This is a genomic window from Spectribacter hydrogenoxidans (assembly GCF_031846275.1).
Lineage (GTDB): Bacteria > Pseudomonadota > Gammaproteobacteria > Nevskiales > Salinisphaeraceae > Spectribacter > Spectribacter hydrogenoxidans.
On record NZ_JAVRIB010000002.1, the window covers coordinates 139,999 to 155,691 of the forward strand.

Consider the following 15,693-nt stretch of genomic DNA (forward strand, 5'->3'; position numbering starts at 1 on the left):
CATCAGTCGTCGAACCGGATCAACTCCATTTGCAGGTCGCCGCCGATGATGGCCGCCTGGTCGGAATCCAGCTCCTCGTGTCGGGTCAGCTTGACCAGCCCGGTGTCCGGACAGTACCACTCGCTCTGGGTAATCGGGACCGGGGCCGGACCATAGCGGGGGTCCGACGACACCTGGATCTCGGCTTCGGCATCCACCCGCAGGCAGTTGTCGAATCTCCCGGCCGGCACGGTGACCGATACGCCGGTGGCCGCCACCCGGAACTCCAGCTTGATCGACGCCCGGTGGCGGTAGTGGCGTTCGAACGGGAAGATTCGTTTGAGCAGGTAGGTGACCGTGGGGGCGCGCCATTCGGTGATCCGCTCCGGCGGGTCGGGCAGGATCAGCCGCGGCGGCCGATCCATCTGCGGGTGGAAATCGCCGATGTTCTGTGATGCCAGCCGGTAGAGGCCGTCCTCGCGTGCCTCGATGAAGTAGTGCGTACCATGGCTGTTTCGGCGCTCGAATACCGTCGTGCCCTGCAGCGTGGTGCGACCGAGATTGGTCTGCGAAAAGGATTCCACCTCGCGCTGTCCCCGGGCGTCGGTGCGGGTGACGCGATACTCCCAGTGCAGCCCGTCGGCCAGCGGGAACCAAGTGTGCTCGATATCCTGGCCGCAGCCGCCCAGCAACCATGCGGCGGGTGCCAGGCACAGTGCCAGAAGCCGTCCGCGGGCCCTCATTTCTCGGGCAGCGCCGGGTCGGGCATCTTCTCGAAGCTGACGTCCTGCTCGCGACGGGAGAAACGGGTGGTGTCGGTGGCGTCTTCCTGCTCACCGGTGCTGGGTTCGGCCTTGCCGATCTGCATTACCCCGTTTCGCATCTCCTTCTTGGCCTCTTCAAGGCGGGAATGCAGCGTGTCGTCGTAGGGCAGTTCGAAGGCGCGGGGCTGATCCATGGGCCGGTCGTCCGCCCCCACCGGCGTCACCCACAGATGCACTCGGCCGGGCTCGCCGGTGGACTTGTTGGGTTCGTGGATCGAGGTGGACAGCAGGATGAAGCGGTCGGGCAGGTCAACCCGGGCCGGCCAGCCCAGCACTCCCTGCAGCGAGTGCCAGGTGACGAAATAGAAACCGGTCACCGCAGCGATGGTGCCGAGCTTCACCCACAGCGGCCAGCGGCTGTAGACGTTGAGACCCAGAATCACCACGCCCAGGGCCGCATAGGCCAGGGCCAGGTAAAGTACCGCTTCGGTCATCCGTTGTCCTCCTGTCGGCCGATCGCGTTCGCGCCGGGTCCGTTTGTCGTTTTGTGGGCTGCATCAGCCCGGCCATCGGTCAGCGGTCCACGCTGACCAGAGACGCAGGCAGGGTGTTCACGTCGGTCACGCTACCGTCCCGCGCGACGGTGAACCGGGCGGCGGTCTTCTCCTGGCCCAGGCGTTCCAGCCGCACCGTTCCGTGGTAGACCACCTCCAGCCGCGGATTGACCTTGACGATCTCCACCTCGGCGTCCAGCGGGCGCTTGGTCTGGGTATTGTAGTAGTGCAGGTTGACGATGTACTCACCCGGCGCCTGCCCGCGGATGGTGACCACTTCCTGATTCAGGGGATTCTTCACCGCCTGCCCGTCCACGACCAGCTGATCGTTCACCGTGCCGCGGTCATCCCGGTCCAGGTGCATCAGGTCGGCTTCCTGATTGCGGAACCACACCACCTCGTTGCCGGGACCCTGAACCCATAGATCCAGATCATCCGGGCGGCCTTCCTCCCAGGTGGCGGTGATGATGTATTCCGCCTTGGGATCGACGATGCCGGTCTTGGTGGGCGGATTCAGGAACATGATCGCCACCAGGAACATGAAGGTGAAACCCAGCAGCGCGTTGAACAGCAGGTCGGTGAACGGGTCCTGGTCGAAGTCCCGGTGCTTGCGGCGGAACGCCATGATGCGGTGCGTGCAGGCCGGGTTAGACCGCCAGCCGGCGTTCGGCGAAATGCACCACGCGGGCCAGCAGGCTGTCCGCAGCGCGGTCGAGCATCAGGTACTGCAGGCCCAGCACCATGCTGGCGCTAAGGCCCGTCAGGGTGGTGTAGAGGGCCACGCTCATGCCTTCGCTCATGCTGCCCAGCAGTTGCTGGACCGCGGCCACGTCGAAGGAGCCGGCACTGTCCACCGCCCCCAGCATGATGATGAAACCGATGACCGTGCCCAGCAGGCCGAGCTTGATCAGCAGGCCGGTCACGAACCAGCCGAACTCGTGGGTACCGCGGATGCGTTCGTTGAGCACGTCAGTTAGCTGGCTGTACTCGGGCGAGGACAGGCCGTTGCGCTGCCGGCGCGCCAGTAGCCCCGCCAGATAGTCGCCGCAAAGCGAGTCCGGCAGCCGCCGGTTGCCGCTGGCAAGCTCGCCGTCGTGGTCGAGCTGCAGCCCCGGGCCCTCGAACTGCGCGCCTTCGATCTCGTCGAAACGCCGGATCTCGCGCGACAGCCACAGGCTTCGGGCGCCGCAGTGCAGGCTGGCCCCGACGAACGCCAGCATGATCAGCAGGCACAGCCGGGTGGCGTCCTGGCTGAGCAACTCGTCGATGATGCCGAAGTCGCGGGCGAGGTAGGCGGTGAAGCCGACCACGCCGACCAGAATCAGCCAGGCCTGCAGCAATCCGTAGGCCGGAGGTGAGGCAAGGGTGCGGTTGATGGCTGGGGGCGGGTTCATGATTGTCCGCAACATTACAGCAATGTCTATGCCGTCGGATAAGACGCGGTTACGCCGACCCGGCACGGGCCGGACGCCCCGGGATCGGGACGCAGGGTGACGCTGCGCGCCGCAATCGCGACAGCCCGCGTCATCACCCGATGTTGGTCGGATCGCCGAAGGTATCGCGCACGATGTTGCGGTACCAGCTACGGGCATACCCCGCCACCCGGGCCCGGTCGTCCACCGAGGCCGCTAGTGGCGAGGTGCCGCCAGCATCCTCTATGGCCGCGAAATGCCGTCCGTTGAGGTCGTAGACCTGGGACACACTGATGCCGTGATCGGGCGTGACCAGGCTGTAGCAGGCGTTGATCAGCCGGGTGCCCGCAAAGGTGTCACCAGCCAGGCTGGCGGCGATGGCGTGCGCGCAGATCTTGCCCTGCACGTTGGCGGCGTAGCCGGATTTCGGCATCGGCCCGCCCTGGCAGGCATCGCCGAGCACGTGCACGCGGCGATGGCGGGTGGATTCGAAGCTGCGGTGGTCTACCGGCGCCCAGTCGCTGATGTCGGTCAGGTCCACGTCCCGGGCCAGGGCCCCGGCAATCTGCGGCGGAATCACGTTGATCACGTCGGCGCGGACGCGCTCGCCACCAGCGGTAACCAGCGTCCGGTTGCCGGCGTCCACCGCGACTACCGCGCCGCCCTGCGGCCGCCCGATCCATTCGATGCGCTCGCCGTAGTGCTCCGCCCAGCCGGCCCGGAACAGCGCCTCCTTGGAAAAATGGTCCTTGGCGTCCAGCAAAAGGAGCTTGGCCCGCGGCTTGTGCTGCTCGAGAAAGTGGCCGATCAGGCTGGCCCGCTCATAGGGGCCGGGCGGACAGCGATAGGGGTTCGGCGGAATGGCGATGGCCACCACCCCGTCCTCCGGCATCGCCCGGAGCTGGTTGCGCAGGTTGACGATCTGGTCGCGATCCGCGGTCCAGGCATGGGGCAGGGCGTCGGTGACCTTGGGGCCGTAGCCCTCGATCGGGAACCAGTCGAAATCGATGCCCGGGGCGACCACCAGATGATCCGCGGCCAGCGTGTCGCCATCGGGCAGGCGCACGCGCCGGGCCACCGGATCAAGATCGCGGACGTCGGCCTGCACGACGTTCACCCCGGCCGCAGCCAGGGCGCGGTGATCAACCGTGATTGCCTCGATCGGGTTGAGCCCGGCGACTACCGTGTTGCAGAACGGCCCGGTGGCCAACCGGGTCCGGCGTTCGATCAGCGTGACCGACACGGCCGGCGCGATCGCCCGCAGGTAGCGGGCGCAGGTGGCGCCGCCAAAGCCGCCGCCGACAATCACCACCCGGCCCTCGGCCGGGGTCGCCGAGAATCCCGCCCCGAACATGCCGAGACCGGCGATGCCGGCAGCGCCCCGCAGTAGCTCGCGCCGGGACAGGCCCATCAGGGGGTCGACTCCAGCTCGGCGAAGTAGTCGGCCAGACGGGCCAGTTCCTGCGGGCCGTAGGCCGGCGCGACACGATTCATTACGTCGCCGCCCCCGGCCGCGAATTCGGCCATGCGGGCGAGAAACCGCTCGCGTGGCATGCCGGCCAGGTCCGGAATGTCGCCCTCCGAACGGCCGGCCGGGCCGTGGCAGCCGAGGCAGGCCAGGGCCAGCGGCGGCGCCGGCGGTGGCGCCGGATCGTCGCTGCAGCCGGTGACCGCGGCCGCCATCAGCAGGATGATTCGCAGGATGTGGGTCGACGTGTGCATGGTCTGTTGCGAGTCCGCAGAATGGCGACAGGGTCGCCGGCATCGATTGGTTCCCGAGTTGTTCGCCGCTGCGACCAAAGTCTTATGTTGCAGCGCGCGAACGGTCGTGAGCCCCGCGTGACACTGTGTCACACTCGAAGGGGTTTGACAGTTGCCGCGTGCAGGCGTGTTCACGGCACTGGGCGGATCATGGCACGCAACGTGCTAAAGGGTACGTCAGCCGGCGGTTTTGCGCTTGCAACCGCCCGAGTTACATAACAGTCAGCGAGATTCAAACGGAATCGGAGGCGAAAGACAGACATGTCGAGCAACCAGATCGAATCGGTCCTCAAGGAAAACCGCACCTTTGCGCCGCCGCAGAAGTTCATCGACAACAGCGTGCTAAGCCAGGCGGATTTCGACGCGCTGAATGCCCGGGCGGAGGAAGATCACGCCGGCTTCTGGGGCGATCTTGCCCGCGCGGAAATCGACTGGCAGCAGGACTTCGAGCAGGCACTGGACGACAGTAATGCGCCATTCTTCAAGTGGTTCGTGGGCGGCAAGCTCAACGTATCGCACAATTGCATCGACCGGCATCTGGCCGACAAGGCCGACAAGCTCGCCTTCATCTGGGAGAACGATGCCGGCGACGAGGTCCGCCGCATCACCTTCCAGGAATTCCACGACGAAGTCTGCCGCTTCGCCAACGGGCTGAAGGCCCTGGGCGTGGGCAAGGGCGACCGCGTGGTGATCTACATGCCGATGGTGCCGGAGGCAGTGTACGCGATGCAGGCCTGCGCTCGGATCGGTGCCATCCATTCGGTGGTGTTCGGCGGGTTTTCTTCCGAGGCCCTGCGCGATCGCATCAACGATGCCGAGGCCAAGCTCCTGATCACCGCGGACGGGAACCTGCGCGGCGGCAAGGAAGTGCCGCTCAAATCCATGACCGACAAGGCCCTGGACGCTGGCTGCCCGTCGATCGAGAAGTCCGTGGTGCTGCTGCACGGCGGGCTCGACGTCAGCATGAACCCGGATCGCGACATCAGCTGGGCCGACGTGGTGGCCGGTCAGGCCACGGAGTGCGAACCCGAATGGGTGGATCCCGAGCATCCACTGTTCATTCTCTACACCTCGGGGTCCACCGGCAAGCCCAAGGGTGTCCAGCATTCCTCCGGCGGCTATCTGCTGGGCGCGATCATGACCAACAAGTGGGTGTTCGACCTGCATGCCGATGACGTCTACTGGTGCACCGCCGACGTCGGCTGGATCACCGGCCACACCTATATCTGCTATGGCCCCACCGCGGTGGGTGTCACGCAGATCATGTTCGAGGGCGTGCCCACCTATCCGGATGCCGGGCGCTTCTGGCGCATGGTGCAGGATCACAACGTCACGATCTTCTACACCGCGCCCACCGCCATCCGCGCGCTGATGAAGGCCGGCGACGACATTCCGAAGGATTACGACCTGTCCTCGCTGCGCCTGCTGGGCACGGTGGGCGAGCCGATCAACCCGGAAGCCTGGATGTGGTATCGCGAGACCATCGGCAAGAACAACTGCCCGATCGTGGACACCTGGTGGCAGACCGAAACCGGCAGCATCATGATCTCGCCGCTGCCCGGCCAGACCACGCTCAAGCCCGGTTCCTGCACCCGACCGCTGCCGGGCATCGCCGCCACCATCTACGACGAGGAGGGCAACGAGGTTACCCAGCCCAACGTCGGCGGTTATCTGGTGGTCACCAAGCCCTGGCCGTCGATGCTGCGCACCGTCTGGGGCGATGATCAGCGGTTCAGGGACACCTATTTCTTCAAGTTCGGAGACCGGGTCTACATCGCCGGTGATTCCGCCCAGCGCGATGATGACCACTACTTCTGGATTCTGGGCCGCATCGACGACGTGGTGAACGTGTCCGGCCATCGCCTGGGCACGATGGAGGTCGAATCCGCCCTGGTAGCCCACAAGGCGGTGGCGGAGGCCGCGGTGGTGGGTTTCCCGCACGAGGTCAAGGGCGAGGCGATCATGGCCTTCGTGGTGCTGAAGACTGGCTACGCCGACGAGGAAGGCCTGGATCAGGAACTGCGCAAGCATGTCACCGAGCAGCTGGGTGCGCTGGCCCGGCCGGAGGAGGTGCGCATCGCCGAAGGTTTGCCCAAGACCCGTTCGGGCAAGATCATGCGGCGGCTGCTGAAGTCCATCGCCAAAGGCGAGGACATCACCCAGGACACCTCCACGCTCGAGAACCCCGCCATCCTGGACCAGCTGCGGGGGTAGATCATGATCGGCACGACGCGGTTGACGCCGCAGGCACTGGAACAGCGGCTGGCCGATGGCGGCCGGCCGTTGCTGGTCACCTTCATCAAGCCGGATTGTCCCTGGTGTGAACGCCAGATACCGCAGCTGGAGGAACTGGCGGCGCAGTGGGGCGATCGCGTGGACATCGCGCTGGTGGATCTGGCGGACGACCCCTCGCTGGTGCAGACCCATGAGCTGCGTGGCGCGCCGACACTGATGCTGTTTCAGGACGGCCAGCGTCTCGGCGTCAAGAACGGGTTCCAGCGCCGCCAGCAACTTGATGCCTTTCTGCAACATCACGCGGGAGATGCCGCATGAGCGATCCCCTCACGGCCGCGGCGATGGTCGAGGCTGCCGAGCGCGATATTCGAACCCTGAGCGTGGATGAAGCCGGTCAATGGCTCGGTCGCGAGGGCGTGCTGTTCGTGGACGTGCGCGATATCCGCGAACTGGATCGCGATGGCCGGATTCCCGGTGCCTATCACTGCCCGCGCGGCATGCTCGAGTTCTGGCTGGATCCGGCCTCGCCTTACCACAAGCCGGAACTGGCGGCCGCGCCGCAGTTGCTGTTCTTCTGTCGCAGTGGCTGGCGCTCGGCCCTTGCCGCACACACGGCATACCGCATGGGCCGGGCCGATGCCGCGCATATCGCCGGCGGCTTCGAGGCCTGGCGGGATGCCGGTCATGAGTCTTCATGACTTCTGCGTCGCAAAAAAATTATGAACCGAGGGTTGAAATAGCTTCCAAAAATAACTATAAATGGCGTTACGGAGTTTTTGCATCGCAAAAATCCGGATGCATTTCAACCATAGGGTGACCTCATGATCAACGGATTCGATGACGTGATGAATGCCGGCAAGCAACTGTTCGAGCCTGCTGCCCGGGCCGCCGATATCGGTGTCGATGCCATGGGCACGCTGGTGGAAGCCCAACTGCGCCTGGCGGATGCCTGGGTCAGCGCCGGCGCCGCGCAGTGCAAGGCGGTGGCGGATGGCGATTGGCAGGACAGCAGCGCCATGAGCGCGCTGCAGGATGCCGGGAACGGTTACGCCGAAACCCTGCGCGCCACCGCCACTGAAACCGGCACCGCGCTACAGGCGCTGGGCCGGGAAACGGTGCAGGGCTGGACGCAGCAGTTCGACGACCTCAAGGCGGGCGCACAAGCAAGTGTCTGACCTGCTGAACAGCCTCGGAGGCCGGCGGTCGACGCCGCCGGCCTTCGCGGCCATCGGTCCCGCAGAGGACCGGTCGGCGTGGGTTCACGCCGGTGACAACCAATAGAGGCAGACCGCCATCAGGCGGCAAACGACCAGGGTGCGAGGATGACGAACCAACCTGCCGACATGGCAACGGCCGGGGCGATGACGGACTTGGTCAGCAGCCGCTGGCTAAGCGATCGCATTGCCGAACGCATCGACCGCGCGGCCGGCGTGGCGGTGGCGCGGGCCAGTTCGGGGTTGCCGCTGCCGCGAATCCTGCTGGCCTATGCCGACTGGGCCATGCATCTGGGCCTGTCCCCCGGCAAGGCCGGGCAGCTGGTCGAGGCCTGGGCGCGCCAGTACCGGCGCATGGGCCGTTTCACCCTCAACACGATGATCCAGGGCGCGGCCGCCCCGCGCGAGGTGGAGCCCGAGGCCGGCGACCGCCGCTTTGTCGACGAGGGCTGGCGCAATCCGCCGTTCTCGCTGCTGGAACAGGCGTTTTTGCTGCGCCGGGAATGGTGGCGCGAGGCCGCCACCGGCGTGCGCGGCGTCTCCGATGAGGATGCGGCGCTGGTGCGATTCTTCAACGACCGGCTGCTGGACAGCATCGCCCCCGGCAACTTCCCGCTGACCAACCCGCAGGTGTTGCGTACCACCTGGCAGGAGAAGGGTGCCAACCTGCTGCGCGGCGCGCGCAATCTGGTGCGCGACGTCTACCGCGACAAGACCGGTCAGCCCCCGGCCGCGCTGGCGGATTTCAAGGTGGGCGAGAATCTGGCGACCACGCCGGGCCGGGTGGTGTACCGCAACCGGTTGATCGAACTGATCCAGTATGAGCCCACCACCAGGCGGGTGCACCCGGAACCGGTGCTGATCGTGCCGGCCTGGATCATGAAGTTCTACATCCTGGACCTGGCCGAGGGCCAGTCGATGGTCCGCTATCTGCTCGATCAGGGCCACACGGTGTTCATCGTGTCCTGGAAGAATCCGGATGCCGGTGACCGGGACCTGGGCATGGACGACTACCGCACCCTCGGTCCAATGGCGGCGCTGGACGCCATCGGCGAGCTGTTGCCCGAGCGGCCGGTGCACGCCATGGGCTACTGCGTGGGCGGCACCCTGATGTCGATCACCGCCGCCACCATGGCCCGCGACGGGGACGACCGGCTGGCCTCGCTCACCCTTCTGGCGGCACAGAGCGATTTCACCCTGGCGGGTGAGCTCAAGCTGTTTATCAACGAGGCCCAGCTCACCTGGCTGGACCACATGATGAATCGCAAGGGGGTGCTGGAGGCCGACCAGATGGCCGGGGCCTTCAAGCTGCTGCGGGCCAGCGACATGGTCTGGCAACCGTTGGTGGACAACTATCTGCTCGGTGTCGATGGCCGCGGCATCGCCCTCATGGCCTGGAATGCCGACGCCACCCGCATGCCCTACCGCATGCACACCGAGTACCTGCGCCGGCTGTATCTACACAACGAGCTGGCCCAGGGCCAGTATCTTGTTGATAGTCGCCCGATCGCGATCAAGGATATCCGGGTGCCGATCTTCGCCGTGGGCACCGAAACCGACCACATCGCTCCCTGGCACTCGGCCTACAAGATCTGTCTGCTGTCTCAGAGCGACGATCTCACCTTCCTGCTGACCAGCGGTGGCCACAACGCCGGCATCATCACTCCACCGGGCCATCCGCGCCGGCGTTATCGCCAGTACCGCTGGGGCCCGGACGACCGCTATCTGTCCCCCGACGAATTCTTCGAGCGGGCCGAACCCGAGCAGGGCTCCTGGTGGCCGGCCTGGCAGGCCTGGCTGGCGGGGCATTCCGGCAACAAGGTGGCGCCGCCGGCCATGGGCGATTCCCTGGCGGACGCCCCCGGCACCTACGTTCACCAGCGCTAACCGCTAACCGATTTGCAAGGAGAGTGAAACCATGACCCAACAGGCAGTCATCGTGGCCGCGAAGCGCACCGCCATCGGCAGCTTCGGCGGCACCCTGGCCGGAATCCCCGCGACCGAGCTGGGCAGCCATGTCATTCGCGGCCTGCTCGCCGACACCGGCGTGGAAGGCAAGCAGGTGGACGAGGTGGTGCTCGGCCAGGTACTCACCGCCGGCGTCGGCCAGAATCCGGCCCGCCAGGCCTCGATCAACGCCGGCCTGCCCGACAGCGTGCCGGCCATGACCATCAACAAGGTCTGCGGCAGCGGTCTGCGTACGGTGATGCTGGCGGCCCAGTCGATCGCCCTGGGCGACGCCGACATCGTGATCGCCGGCGGGCAGGAAAACATGAGCGCAGCCCCGCATGTGCTGCCCGGCTCGCGCAACGGCACCAAGATGGGCGACGCCAAGCTGGTGGATTCGATGATCTCGGATGGCCTCTGGGACGCCTTCAACAGCTTCCACATGGGCGTGACTGCCGAAAACCTCGCGAAGAAATACAACATTTCCCGCGAGGAACAGGATGCCTTCGCCGCCACCTCGCAGCAGCGGGCCGAGGAAGCGCTCAAGCACGGTCGGTTCGAGGACGAGGTGACTCCAGTGGAGGTGCCCCAGCGCAAGGGGGATCCGGTACCGTTCGACCGCGACGAGTTCCCCCGCGCGGGCGTCACTGCCGAGGGTCTGGCCGGGATGAAGCCGGCGTTCCAGAAGGAGGGCACGGTCACCGCGGCCAACGCCTCGGGCCTGAATGACGGTGCCGCGGTGGTGATGGTGATGAGCGAGACTCGCGCCAATGCGCTGGGTCTGACCCCGCTGGCGCGTATCGCCGCCTACGGCAACGCCGGGGTCGACCCGGCGATCATGGGGATCGGGCCGGTTCCGGCCACCAAACGCTGTCTGTCACGGGCCGGCTGGCAGGTCGGGGACCTGGAGCTGATCGAGGCCAACGAGGCCTTCGCCGCCCAGGCCCTGGCCGTAACCCGCGAACTCGAGTGGGACCTCGACCTGGTCAACGTCAACGGCGGGGCCATTGCCCTTGGGCACCCGATCGGCGCCTCGGGCTGCCGCATTCTGGTGACGCTGATCCACGAGATGATCAAGCGCGACGTGCACAAGGGTCTGGCCACGCTGTGCATCGGTGGCGGACAGGGCGTGGCCGTGGCGCTGGAACGCTAGCAACCGAAACCATCAGGAAAGGAGTAGAGGGGCGACACATGAAGATCAATCTCAAGGACAGGGTGGCGCTGGTCACCGGCGCCAATGGCGCGATCGGCCGCATGATCTGCCACTACCTGGGCAACGCCGGGTGCAAGCTGCTGGCCGGCCACGCCGGCTTCCACAAGGAAGTGGCCGAACAGCTGGTGGCCGACGAGAAGAAGGAGGGCTGCCGGATCAAGCTGCTGGAGTTCGACGTGTCGGACTTCGAGGCCACCAGGGCGGCCATTGCCGAAGGCGAGGCCGAGTTCGGCCCGGTGGACATCCTGGTCAACGTGGCCGGCATCACCAAGGACAAGCCGCTCAAGAAGATGGACCCCGAGACCTGGCAGAAGGTCATCGACATCAATCTGGGCGGCATCTACAACTGCACCCGCAATGTCATCGAAGGCATGAGCGACCGCGGCTGGGGCCGGGTGATCAACATCAGTTCCATCAACGGCCAGAAGGGGCAGTTCGGTCAGGCCAACTACTCGGCGGCCAAGGCCGGCGTGCACGGTTTCACCATGGCCGTGGCCCGGGAAGTGGCACGCAAGGGCGTGACCGTGAACACCATCTCCCCCGGTTACATCGACAGCCCCATGATCCGGGCGGTGCCGGAAGACATCCGCGCCGGCATCGAGGCCGAGATCCCCATTGGCCGGTTCGGCCAGCCCGAGGATATAGCCAGCATGGTGACGTTCGCGGCCTCGGAGCAGGCGGGCTGGATCACCGGGGCCGACTTCACGGTCAACGGCGGTCACTTCATCCACTGACCACTTTGAATCCGGCGGCCGGACGGGCTTTGCACCCCCGTCCGGCGGGGCGGATAATCCGGTCATGCGCGTGATCCGGAAATACCCCAACCGCCGTCTCTACGATACCGAAACGGGCAGGTTCCTCAACCTCGGCCAGTTGCGCGAGATGGTGGAGCAGGGGGTGGCGCTGGAGGTCCGCGACAAGGCTACCGGCGACGACATCACCCGGGCACTGATGCTGCAGATCATCGTCGACGCCGAGGATCAGGGGCGCCCCATTCTCAGCCAGGCGCTGCTGCAGAACCTGATCCGCTTTCGCGGTCACGCACTGCAGGATTACATGACCACCTATCTGGAAGAGAGCGTGGCGCTATTCATCGATCAGGTGGATGACGTGCATACGCGCGTGGGCGACATGGTCGAGCGCGGGCCCTGGGAGGCGCTGGCCGAACTCGGCCGGCGGAATATGGCATGGTGGTCGCCGTGGCAGGACGAGCCGCGACGCCGGTCGCGTGACGAGGATTCCGACTAGCGCCCGCGTCATCTGTCGCGGGTCTGCATCAATGCGTTGCCGGCCTGTCATGGCTGCGACGCAGGGCACCCGCATGCAGCGTTCATTTTCTGTCGTTATCGAGGCATTTCCGGTTTGGCAAGGAGTTTGCTCAACCCCCGGTGGAGTGGGTATCGGGCCGTCGGTCGCGGGTTGATCGGCGCCTCCGTGCACTTCACTCCTCTCCCGCCAAATCGCGGCGTTCCGGCCGGCCCGACGATTGAGTACCCCCGTCGGCCGGCCGGTCTCTTGGCCGCGCTCGGACAACGACTGCGCCGGGCCCGGTGGTTTGCCACCTGCTGCCTGCTGCCGCTGCTGGCTGCCTGCAGTGATGAGTCCTCCATTCAGACCCTGCGCGTGGGTGTGCTCGAATACGGCACGGTCAACTGGGAGCTCACGGTCATCCGGGAGCGGGGGCTGGCCCGCGAGCGCGGCATCCGCCTGGAACTGCTGCCGATGGCCTCCGAGTCCGCCATGACCGAGGCGCTCGCCGAGGGTCGGGTTGAGCTGATCGTGTCCGACTGGCTGTGGGCCGCGCGCCAGCGGGCCGGCGGCCAGCGCTACCAGTTCGCCCCCTACTCGCTGGCAGTGGGGGCAGTCATGGTCAATCCGGGCGCAGACATCGACGAGCTGGCGGATCTGACCGGCCGCGACATCGGCATCGCCGGTGGCCGCCTGGACAAGACCTGGCTGCTGCTGCGCGCCTACGCCGACCAGCGGGCGTCAATGGACCTGGAATCGCTGGTACAGCCACGCTTCGCCGGGCCGCCAGCGGTCAATCAGATGATGCTGGACGGCGAACTCCCGGCGGCGATCAACTACTGGCACTACAATGCCCGGCTCCAGGCCCTGGGGATGGTGCCGCTGATCACCCTGGGCGAGATATTCGACGAACTGGGCGTGGCCACGTCGCCGCCGGTGCTCGGCTGGGTGTTCGAGCAGGACTGGGCGGATGCCAACGGCGCGCTGTTGCGCGACTTCCTGGCGGCCAGTTTCGAGGCCAAGTCGATCCTGGCAGCCTCCGATGCCCCCTGGGAGAGCGTGCGCCATCTCGTGAAACCCGAAACCAGCGCAGTATTTGCCGCCATCCGCAGCGGTTACCGCGACGGGATTCCGCGCGAATACGGTCCGCCCCAGATCGAGGCGGCCGAGCAGGTCTTCGACATTCTTGCCGAGGAGGCAGGGGACGAACTGGCCGGAGATCTCGAAACCCTGCCCGACGACCTGTTCTGGGCGGGGTTCCGGTTACCCTGAAGCGGCTGCCCCCGGATTACATCCGTTCGAGTGCCACCGCCGTGGCCTCGCCGCCACCGATGCACAGGGATGCCATGCCCCGGTCGACGCCCCGGGCCGCCATTGCGGCCAGCAGGGTTACCACGATGCGCGTGCCCGACGCCCCGATGGGATGCCCCAGGGCGCAGGCGCCGCCATTGACGTTCACCCGGTCGGCGGGCAGATCGAATTCCTGCATGGCGGCCATGGTGACCACGGCGAAGGCCTCGTTGATCTCGTAGAGCCCCACGTCGTCCGCGGACCAGCCGGTGGCGTCGAACAGCTTGCGCATGGCGCCTACCGGCGCGGTGGTGAACCAGCCCGGCTCCTGCGCATGGCTGGCGTGCCCGACCACCCGGGCCAGCGGGGTCAGGCCCAGCGCGCGGGCCCGGCTTTCCCGAACCAGCACCACCGCGGCGGCGCCATCGGAAATGGAGCTGGCATTGGCCGCAGTGATGGTGCCGTCCGGCTTGAAGGCGGGCTTGAGGCCGGGGATCTTGTCGGTGTTGGTGGCGAAGGGCTGCTCGTCACGGTCGATGGTGTCGCTGCCCTTGCGGGTGGTGATTTCCACCGGTGCCAGTTCGGCGTCGAAGTCACCGCTTTCGCTGGCGCGGCGGGCCCGCTCCAGTGACGACACCGCGAAGGCATCCTGTGCCTCGCGGGAGAACGCGTACTTGTCGGCGCAGTTTTCAGCGAAGCTGCCCATCAGGCGGCCCCGGTCGTAGGCGTCCTCCAGCCCGTCGAGGAACATGTGATCCTTGATCTCGCCATGACCCAGCCGGAAGCCGCCGCGGGCCTTCGCCAGCAGATAGGGCGCGTTGGACATGCTTTCCATGCCGCCGGCCACCATCACGTCAGCGCTGCCGGCCAGCAGCAGATCGTGGGCCAGCATCATCGCCTTCATGCCCGAGCCGCACATCTTGTTGACCGTGGTGCAGCCCGCACCCTGTGGCAGCCCGGCGCCCAGGCTGGCCTGGCGGGCCGGCGCCTGGCCCTGTCCGGCGGACAGGACGTTGCCCATGATCACTTCCTGTACCTGCGCGGCGTCCAGGCCCGCGCGCTCGACTGCGGCGCGGATCGCAACGGCGCCGAGTTCGCCGGCGGACAAGGTGCTCAGGCTGCCCATCAGCCCCCCCATGGGGGTGCGGGCCATGCCGGCAATGACGACGGGGTCGGTGGATGCGGTGTCGGTCATGATCGTCCTGTCAGGTTGGATGAGAAGGCGCGGCGCCGATGCGTAAGCCTACTTGGGCTGCATCCGGATGGCCCCATCCAGACGGATGGTGGTGCCGTTGAGAACCGGGTTCTCGATGATGTCGCGGGCCATCCGGGCGTACTCGGCGGGCAGGCCCAGGCGCGGCGGGAACGGTACCTGCTTGCCCAGGGAGTCACGCACGTCCTCGGGCAGGCCGGCCATCATGGGCGTGTCGAACAGACCGGGGGCGATGGTCATCACGCGGATACCGTCGCGTGCCAGTTCCCGGGCGATGGGCAGAGTCATGCCGACTACCCCGCCCTTGGAGGCGGAATAGGAAGCCTGGCCGATCTGGCCCTCGAACGCCGCAACCGACGCGGTGTTGATGATCACGCCCTTTTCACCGCCGGCATCCGGCTCGCCCCTGGCCATGGCTTCCGCGGCCAGCCGGATCATGTTGAAGCTGCCGATCAGGTTGATCTCGATCACCTTGGAGAACTTCTTGAGATCCATCGGGCCGTCCTTGCCCAGCACCTTGGCCGGGATGCCGATGCCGGCGCAGTTGACCAGGCCGTGCAGACCGCCGAATTCGCTGACGGCCAGCTCGACCGCCGCGCGACCGTCATCCCCCTGCGTGACATCGCAGCGCGAGAACCGAACGGCATCGCCCAGGGCGTCGGCCAGGGCCTGGCCGGCCTTGGCGTTCACGTCCGCAATCACGGCCCGGCCGCCCTGGTCGACGATGGCGCGTACCGTGGCCTCGCCGAGGCCGGAGCCGCCCCCGGTGACGATGAAACAGCGGTCGGCGATCTGCATGATGTGCTCTCCTGAATTGGGCGTAATGACGGCGGCGTTTTACCGCAGTTGGATGGCGTTGACCA

At 66.6% G+C, this 15,693-nt stretch carries 17 protein-coding genes; 9 read left to right on the top strand and 8 right to left on the bottom strand.

Annotated features, from left to right (window positions below):
- Positions 1-2: 2 nt before the first annotated feature.
- The 6 genes from RM532_RS02460 to RM532_RS02485 form a co-directional block, all read right to left on the bottom strand.
- Entirely contained in the window at positions 3-722 is a 720-nt protein-coding gene (locus RM532_RS02460; protein ID WP_311651541.1) for a hypothetical protein, read from the bottom strand.
- Positions 719-1,237, bottom strand: coding sequence for a hypothetical protein (locus tag RM532_RS02465; protein ID WP_311651542.1), 519 nt, complete (start codon positions 1,235-1,237; stop codon positions 719-721). The genes RM532_RS02460 and RM532_RS02465 overlap by 4 nt, the downstream gene beginning before the upstream one ends.
- Positions 1,238-1,316: 79 nt before the next feature.
- Positions 1,317-1,922, bottom strand: a complete 606-nt coding sequence (locus RM532_RS02470; RefSeq protein ID WP_311651543.1) for a hypothetical protein — start codon at positions 1,920-1,922, stop codon at positions 1,317-1,319.
- Between the two features lie 22 nt (positions 1,923-1,944).
- Positions 1,945-2,691, bottom strand: a complete 747-nt coding sequence (locus RM532_RS02475) for a MotA/TolQ/ExbB proton channel family protein (RefSeq protein WP_311651544.1) — start codon at positions 2,689-2,691, stop codon at positions 1,945-1,947.
- Between the two features lie 133 nt (positions 2,692-2,824).
- The gene (locus tag RM532_RS02480; protein ID WP_311651545.1) at positions 2,825-4,120 is read right to left on the bottom strand and encodes an FCSD flavin-binding domain-containing protein; all 1,296 of its coding nucleotides are present in this window, start codon (positions 4,118-4,120) and stop codon (positions 2,825-2,827) included.
- A complete protein-coding gene (locus tag RM532_RS02485; RefSeq protein ID WP_311651546.1) occupies positions 4,120-4,431 on the bottom strand; it encodes a c-type cytochrome in 312 nt (103 codons plus the stop codon). The genes RM532_RS02480 and RM532_RS02485 overlap by 1 nt, the downstream gene beginning before the upstream one ends.
- A 300-nt stretch (positions 4,432-4,731) precedes the next feature.
- On the opposite strand from RM532_RS02485, the gene acs reads away from it, so the two are divergent.
- From acs to RM532_RS02530, 9 genes are all read left to right on the top strand, one after another.
- A complete protein-coding gene (gene acs, locus RM532_RS02490) occupies positions 4,732-6,684 on the top strand; it encodes an acetate--CoA ligase (RefSeq protein ID WP_311651547.1) in 1,953 nt (650 codons plus the stop codon).
- Between the two features lie 3 nt (positions 6,685-6,687).
- Positions 6,688-7,023 carry a thioredoxin family protein gene (locus RM532_RS02495; RefSeq protein WP_311651548.1) on the top strand — a complete coding sequence of 112 codons (336 nt, stop codon included), beginning with the start codon at positions 6,688-6,690 and terminating at the stop codon, positions 7,021-7,023.
- Positions 7,020-7,403, top strand: coding sequence for a rhodanese-like domain-containing protein (locus tag RM532_RS02500; protein WP_311651550.1), 384 nt, complete (start codon positions 7,020-7,022; stop codon positions 7,401-7,403). The genes RM532_RS02495 and RM532_RS02500 overlap by 4 nt, the downstream gene beginning before the upstream one ends.
- Before the next feature lie 123 nt (positions 7,404-7,526).
- Positions 7,527-7,880, top strand: coding sequence for a hypothetical protein (locus RM532_RS02505; protein ID WP_311651551.1), 354 nt, complete (start codon positions 7,527-7,529; stop codon positions 7,878-7,880).
- A 147-nt stretch (positions 7,881-8,027) separates the two neighbouring features.
- On the top strand, positions 8,028-9,806 hold the full coding sequence (locus tag RM532_RS02510) for a PHA/PHB synthase family protein (protein ID WP_311651552.1): 1,779 nt from the start codon (positions 8,028-8,030) through the stop codon (positions 9,804-9,806).
- 31 nt (positions 9,807-9,837) lie between these two features.
- A complete protein-coding gene (locus RM532_RS02515; RefSeq protein ID WP_311651553.1) occupies positions 9,838-11,019 on the top strand; it encodes an acetyl-CoA C-acetyltransferase in 1,182 nt (393 codons plus the stop codon).
- 38 nt (positions 11,020-11,057) lie between these two features.
- Complete coding sequence (gene phbB / locus RM532_RS02520) at positions 11,058-11,813, top strand: acetoacetyl-CoA reductase (protein WP_311651554.1); 756 nt, start codon at positions 11,058-11,060, stop codon at positions 11,811-11,813.
- Positions 11,814-11,877: 64 nt separating this feature from the next.
- Positions 11,878-12,327 (top strand): polyhydroxyalkanoate synthesis repressor PhaR, encoded by a 450-nt coding sequence (gene phaR / locus RM532_RS02525; RefSeq protein WP_311651555.1) that lies wholly within the window; start codon positions 11,878-11,880, stop codon positions 12,325-12,327.
- A 267-nt stretch (positions 12,328-12,594) separates the two neighbouring features.
- Complete coding sequence (locus tag RM532_RS02530) at positions 12,595-13,599, top strand: ABC transporter substrate-binding protein (RefSeq protein ID WP_311651556.1); 1,005 nt, start codon at positions 12,595-12,597, stop codon at positions 13,597-13,599.
- A gap of 16 nt (positions 13,600-13,615) precedes the next feature.
- On the opposite strand, the gene RM532_RS02535 is transcribed toward RM532_RS02530, so the two are convergent.
- A complete protein-coding gene (locus RM532_RS02535) occupies positions 13,616-14,812 on the bottom strand; it encodes an acetyl-CoA C-acyltransferase (protein ID WP_311651557.1) in 1,197 nt (398 codons plus the stop codon).
- 48 nt (positions 14,813-14,860) lie between these two features.
- Complete coding sequence (locus tag RM532_RS02540; protein WP_311651558.1) at positions 14,861-15,628, bottom strand: 3-hydroxyacyl-CoA dehydrogenase; 768 nt, start codon at positions 15,626-15,628, stop codon at positions 14,861-14,863.
- Positions 15,629-15,693 lie beyond the last annotated feature (65 nt).

Excerpts from the sequence above, each read along its gene's own strand:
- RM532_RS02460 (WP_311651541.1), bottom strand. The coding sequence starts at position 722 with ATGAGGGCCCGCGGACGGCTTCTGGCACTGTGCCTGGCACCCGCCGCA.
- RM532_RS02465 (WP_311651542.1), bottom strand. The coding sequence starts at position 1,237 with ATGACCGAAGCGGTACTTTACCTGGCCCTGGCCTATGCGGCCCTGGGC.
- RM532_RS02470 (WP_311651543.1), bottom strand. The coding sequence starts at position 1,922 with ATGGCGTTCCGCCGCAAGCACCGGGACTTCGACCAGGACCCGTTCACC.
- RM532_RS02475 (WP_311651544.1), bottom strand. The coding sequence starts at position 2,691 with ATGAACCCGCCCCCAGCCATCAACCGCACCCTTGCCTCACCTCCGGCC.
- RM532_RS02480 (WP_311651545.1), bottom strand. The coding sequence starts at position 4,120 with ATGGGCCTGTCCCGGCGCGAGCTACTGCGGGGCGCTGCCGGCATCGCC.
- RM532_RS02485 (WP_311651546.1), bottom strand. The coding sequence starts at position 4,431 with ATGCACACGTCGACCCACATCCTGCGAATCATCCTGCTGATGGCGGCC.
- acs (WP_311651547.1), top strand. The coding sequence starts at position 4,732 with ATGTCGAGCAACCAGATCGAATCGGTCCTCAAGGAAAACCGCACCTTT.
- RM532_RS02495 (WP_311651548.1), top strand. The coding sequence starts at position 6,688 with ATGATCGGCACGACGCGGTTGACGCCGCAGGCACTGGAACAGCGGCTG.
- RM532_RS02500 (WP_311651550.1), top strand. The coding sequence starts at position 7,020 with ATGAGCGATCCCCTCACGGCCGCGGCGATGGTCGAGGCTGCCGAGCGC.
- RM532_RS02505 (WP_311651551.1), top strand. The coding sequence starts at position 7,527 with ATGATCAACGGATTCGATGACGTGATGAATGCCGGCAAGCAACTGTTC.
- RM532_RS02510 (WP_311651552.1), top strand. The coding sequence starts at position 8,028 with ATGACGAACCAACCTGCCGACATGGCAACGGCCGGGGCGATGACGGAC.
- RM532_RS02515 (WP_311651553.1), top strand. The coding sequence starts at position 9,838 with ATGACCCAACAGGCAGTCATCGTGGCCGCGAAGCGCACCGCCATCGGC.
- phbB (WP_311651554.1), top strand. The coding sequence starts at position 11,058 with ATGAAGATCAATCTCAAGGACAGGGTGGCGCTGGTCACCGGCGCCAAT.
- phaR (WP_311651555.1), top strand. The coding sequence starts at position 11,878 with ATGCGCGTGATCCGGAAATACCCCAACCGCCGTCTCTACGATACCGAA.
- RM532_RS02535 (WP_311651557.1), bottom strand. The coding sequence starts at position 14,812 with ATGACCGACACCGCATCCACCGACCCCGTCGTCATTGCCGGCATGGCC.
- RM532_RS02540 (WP_311651558.1), bottom strand. The coding sequence starts at position 15,628 with ATGCAGATCGCCGACCGCTGTTTCATCGTCACCGGGGGCGGCTCCGGC.